This is a genomic window from Chryseobacterium sp. SIMBA_028 (assembly GCF_046535285.1).
GTDB lineage: Bacteria > Bacteroidota > Bacteroidia > Flavobacteriales > Weeksellaceae > Chryseobacterium.
Map to the genome: position 1 here is coordinate 1 of NZ_JAWRWZ010000080.1, position 379 is coordinate 379.

Here is a 379-nt window from a genome sequence, read left to right on the forward strand (position 1 = left end):
CTGCCTTTTGAGGATCTTGCAAGTATCTTATACAACTTAGGGCCACAACAGGCTCTACTTTGCAGCTGTGGAGATCTTTTAGAAAATGAAATTGTGCAAGACTTAGTTGCATCTGGAAAACTGCTTACATATCCCGGGAAATTCAGTGAATTGTTAAATGAATGGGTGTCAACAGGTACGATAGGAATATATAAGCCTACAGAGGAATACTATCTTGGCAGATGGCTAACTCTTTCGGAAAAACGCATAAATATCCCGCAAGAAGTCTATAATGCGATATCCAAGACCGCTACCATCATTGATGATGAAACTTTCAATCAAGAAATAGATATCGATGACAATGTTGAAGACTTTAGAAAATTTCTTTCAAACTCTAATG

The 379-nt window shown here is 37.5% G+C and carries 1 protein-coding gene; it reads left to right on the top strand.

Annotated elements, in window-relative coordinates; genetic code table 11:
* Positions 1-379: hypothetical protein (locus SCA31_RS22625; RefSeq protein WP_410699298.1), on the top strand; the 379-nt coding region annotated here is incomplete at both ends.